Annotated in this window: 3 protein-coding genes and 1 pseudogene; 1 reads left to right on the plus strand and 3 read right to left on the minus strand. The window is 71.2% G+C overall.

Going from position 1 to position 4208, the window contains the following annotated elements; genetic code table 11:
* The first annotated feature begins 72 nt into the window (after positions 1-72).
* Positions 73-864: an SAM-dependent methyltransferase gene (locus WH07_RS35115; RefSeq protein WP_046509171.1), complete on the plus strand. Its 792-nt coding sequence runs from the start codon at positions 73-75 to the stop codon at positions 862-864.
* A gap of 134 nt (positions 865-998) precedes the next feature.
* On the opposite strand, the pseudogene WH07_RS38505 reads toward WH07_RS35115, so the two are convergent.
* The 3 genes and pseudogenes from WH07_RS38505 to WH07_RS35130 all read right to left on the minus strand — a co-directional run.
* Positions 999-1556 (minus strand): annotated as a pseudogene (locus WH07_RS38505) (molybdopterin-dependent oxidoreductase); the annotation flags it as partial.
* 465 nt (positions 1557-2021) lie between these two features.
* Positions 2022-3470, minus strand: coding sequence for an SPFH domain-containing protein (locus WH07_RS35125; RefSeq protein ID WP_046509175.1), 1449 nt, complete (start codon positions 3468-3470; stop codon positions 2022-2024).
* 192 nt (positions 3471-3662) lie between these two features.
* Positions 3663-4181: an NfeD family protein gene (locus WH07_RS35130; RefSeq protein ID WP_046509177.1), complete on the minus strand. Its 519-nt coding sequence runs from the start codon at positions 4179-4181 to the stop codon at positions 3663-3665.
* Positions 4182-4208 lie beyond the last annotated feature (27 nt).

A 4208-nucleotide genomic window follows, 5' to 3' on the forward strand; every position in this document is an offset into this window, starting at 1 on the left:
GCCGTGCCCCCGTGCCTCCCGCGCCCCTCGAACCCCCGATCCACCAGGTAACAGAATTACGGAGTCCCACCGATGACCACAGGCATCCCCAAACCCCAGGTCGACACCAGCAAGCCGCATCCCGCGCGGGTCTACGACTGGCTCCTGGGCGGCAAGGACAACTACACCGTCGACCAGGAGATAGGCAAGAAGCTCCCCGACGCGTCCAAGCAGGACGCCCGGCTGAACCGCGCCTTCATGCACCGGGCCGCGGCCTGGGTGGCCGGGTCCGGGATCGACCAGTACCTCGACATCGGCACGGGCATCCCCACCGAGCCCAATCTGCACCAGATCGTCCAGGGAATCGTTCCTGCGTCCCGGGTCGTCTACACCGACAACGACCCGATCGTGCTCCGCCACGCGGAAGCCCTGCTGATCAGCACGCGCGAGGGCGCCACCGACTACATCCAGGCGGATGTGCGCAGGCCGGACGAGATCCTGGACCACGCGCGCGGGATCCTGGACTTCGAGCGGCCGATCGCGCTGTCGCTGATCGCGCTGATGCACTTCATCCCGGACGAGGACGACCCGTACGGCATCACGCGCACCCTGGTGGAGTCGCTGCCGGCGGGGAGTCTGCTGCTGTTCTCGCACGGTACGGCCGACTTCCAGCCGGACAAGCTGGTGGGCCATGTGAACGATACGTACGGCAAGGGCGGGATCTCGCTGCGGCTGCGGAGCCGGGCCGAGGTGGAACGGTTCTTCGAGGGTCTTGAGATGGTGGAACCGGGGCTGGTGACGGCTCCGAACTGGTACAAGGACACCCCGGCGCCGGAGGACGCGCACAGCTCGTTCTACGTGGGGGTAGCGCGGGTCGGCGGCTGAGTGCTGACGGCGGTGGTGACGGCAGCGCTGACAGCAGCGGTGGTGGCAGCAGTGGTGGTGGCAGCGCTGACATCAGTGGTGACGGCAGTGGTGGCGGCGAGGGGCGGCGCTCCGGGGCAGCCGCCTTCTCCGCCGCCGGCGATGCCGCCGACCCAGACGTTGGTGATCGCGCTGATGTACCGCGCCCCGCAGTGGTCCGAGGGCACGACGAGCTGACTGCCCGCCGTGTCCAGCCGCTCCCCGTCCATGGCGGTCGCGAGCAGGACGGGTACGTTGCCGAAGTCGGCGTCCAACTCCGCCCAGGACAGCACCGTATGGTGCCCGTCCCCGCCGGTCACGGCGAGCAGAAAGCGCGAACGGTCCTTGCGCCGCCGCGCGTCGAAGGCCGGCTTCGCCGTGTCGACGACCTCCCGCAGCAGCGGGCCCTCGAAGACATGGTGCCGGGGCCCGCTGGTGGCGCAGTGGAACACCACATCGGCACGGTGCTGCTCCCATCGCTCGCGCAGATCCGCGACGGTCAACGAGACGGGCCGCTCGACCTCACCCGCGAGCAGCAGGGCGACGGCGGACGGCGGTGGTGTGCCGGGGCCGGCGCTGCCGCTGGAGTGCGGGCCGGGGTTGGCGCTTGCGCTGGAGTGCGGGCTGAGGCTGGCGCTGGGCGTCGGATCGGGGCTGTGGCTGGGCCGGGTCATGGGTTCCCCCTCCGGAGGCAATGGCCACCAGGGGTGATGCCCAGCCGCCCCGACGGGGAATCTCGGATGCGAGCCAAGAGTGTGTATATGGCTTGCTGATGCGAGCCAAAAGGCGGAGATCGACTCGCAGAAGCGGTCTCGGGGTGCGGGCTCGGGGACGGGGTGTCGGACCGGACGGGCGTACGGGCATGACACCCGGCGCCGTACCGGCGGGCGGCCGGGCATGCCCGGGACGGGCAGTGGCCCGGCCAGGCCGTACGGGCGCGGTGCCCGGCTCACCCCGTAACGCTCCATCGGCACAGCACCCGGCCCGTCCGAACGCCCGGCGCGGCCAAGCCGTACGCACGTCATAGCCATAGCCATAGCCGCAGCCGCAGCCATGGCCACACCCGCAGCCGTACGCAGTGGGGCCCGGTCGGCTCCCCCTGCCGACCGGGCCCCCGCCCCCTCGCTCGCTCTACCGCGTCAATCCGTGATCTCCACCTGCCCGTTGGCCGGAGCCGCCCCGGTGGTGCCGTCGACCGCGGTCGCCGCCCCCGCTTCCGTCCTGCCCGCAGCCAGGCCCTTCAGCAGTGCCGCCAGGTCAACTCCCGTGGTGGAGCTGAGCAGTTCGACGCCCTGCGCGACATTGTCCGCGACCGTACGCGAGAGCCGGCTCGCGCCGTCCGTCGAGATCACCGTCATCTTGTCGACCGCGCTCAGCGGTTCGGACGCCTTCGAGACCACCGACGGCAGCACCTCGACCAGCATCTGGAGCACCGCCGCGTCCCCGTACCGCGCGAACGCGTCCGCCTTCTTGTGCATGGCGTCCGCCTCCGCCGCACCCCTCGCACCGATCGCCGCGGCCTCCGCCTCGCCCTCGATCCGTACCGCCGCCGCGAGCGCCGCGCGCCGCGCCTTCTCGCCCTCACCGGTGAGCCGCGAGCGTTCGGCGTCGGCCTCCGCCTGCTTGACCAGGGCGATACGACGCGCCTCGGCCTCCTGCTCGGCCTGGTAGCGCGCCGCGTCGGCGGGCTTGCGGACCTTGGTGTCGAGTTCGCGGTCGGTCAGCGCGGCCTGCCGCTGCGCCACCTTCTCCTGCTCGGCGAGCACGTCCTGCTCGCGCGCCGCCCGCGCCAGCGGTCCCGCTGCCGCCGCCCGCGCCGCCGCCTCGTCCGTCTCGGCCTTGATCTCGGCCTGCTTCAGGGCGAACGTACGCTGCGCGATCGCGATCTCCTCCTCCGCCTTGAGCCGCGCCTGCTCGGCCGCCCGCCGCGCCACCGCCTCCGCGATGTCCGCCTCCTGCTTGGCGCGCGCGGCCTCGGGACGCCCGAGGTCCTCCAGATACGAACCCTCGGTGGTGATGTCCTGGATCTGGAACGCGTCGAGCATCAGACCCTGCCCGGCCAGGCTCGCCTCGGCCTCCTCCGCGACCTGGCCGGCGAAGGCCGCCCGGTCCCGGATGATGTCCTCCACCGACATCCGGCCGACGATCGAACGCAGCGCACCGGAGAGCACCTCCTGGGTGAATCCGACGATTCCGCCCTGCTGCCTGAGGAACCGTTGCGCCGCGGCCCGGATCGAGTCCTCCGTGCCGCCGACCTTGACGATCGCGACCCCGTCGAGGTTCGCCTTCACCCCGCGCAGGGTGACGGCGCCGCGCACGGCGACCGGGATGTGCCGGCTGGACAGGTCGAGCGTGAACCGCTGCTGGACGAACGGCACGACGAACACCCCGCCGCCGACCACGACCTTCTGGCCGCTGGTGTCCACGGACACCCGGCCGGTCGCCGGATCGGTCGACCGCTTGCCGCGCCGGCCGGTGACGATGAACGCCTGGCTGGGCCCGGCGACCTTGTATCGCGTGATGACGGCCAGTGCCAGCAGGACGGCGAGTACGACGACCCCGAGCACGGCGATGACGACTGGACTCATGATGCCCTCTCCTTCGTCCCCCCGAGGGACGGCAGTTCGAAACGATTCGCACGGGACAACGGGGTGTCCCTGCGGGCGTGCCAGGGACGGCCGTGCGGTGTGCGGTGTGCCGGGATATCCGTGCGGCGCGTACGGGATGTCCGTACGGTGTGCGCAAGGGATATCCGTACGGCGGCGGTCCTCCCGGACCGGTCAGCGCTGAACTCGGCGTACCGACACCGAACTCGACGACAACGCCGCCTCCACCCAGATCTCGGCTCCCCGCTCCACCGGCTCCTCGCCCTTCGCGGCGTACTTCACCGTCTGGCCGCCGAGCCGCAGCAGCACTTCCCCGTATCCGGCGGCCGGAATCGCCGTGACGACCGTGCCCGAGGTGCCCACGAGATCGTCCCCCCGCGGTGTCGCCACGGTCTGGTCGTCCCGCATCAGCGCCTTGCTGAACTTCCAGGTCAGCCAGGCCGCCCCGGCACCGGCCGCCGCCCCCGCGACGACCGCCGGTGCCGTGCCGAGATCCGTACTGCCCTCCACGATCGCCGCGGTGAATCCGAGCATCGAGACGAACCCGGCGATCACCGGCAGCGAAAGCAGCCCGTCGAACAGCCCGTTCAGCAGCGAGATGCCGCCGAAGAGCCCTTCGAGAATCCCGTCGAAGATCAACGACAGGACGAGCAGTACGATCCCCGCGATGCCGAGACCCAGAAACACGGTCATCGGACCCCCTCCCCCCTGCCCCCGGAA

This window comes from Streptomyces odonnellii, assembly GCF_000981895.1.
GTDB lineage: Bacteria > Actinomycetota > Actinomycetes > Streptomycetales > Streptomycetaceae > Streptomyces > Streptomyces odonnellii.

What these genes read in the sequence shown, in the direction of transcription:
- WH07_RS35125 (WP_046509175.1), bottom strand. Translation starts at nt 3,470, where the DNA reads ATGAGTCCAGTCGTCATCGCCGTGCTCGGGGTCGTCGTACTCGCCGTC.
- WH07_RS35115 (WP_046509171.1), top strand. Translation starts at nt 73, where the DNA reads ATGACCACAGGCATCCCCAAACCCCAGGTCGACACCAGCAAGCCGCAT.
- WH07_RS35130 (WP_046509177.1), bottom strand. Translation starts at nt 4,181, where the DNA reads ATGACCGTGTTTCTGGGTCTCGGCATCGCGGGGATCGTACTGCTCGTC.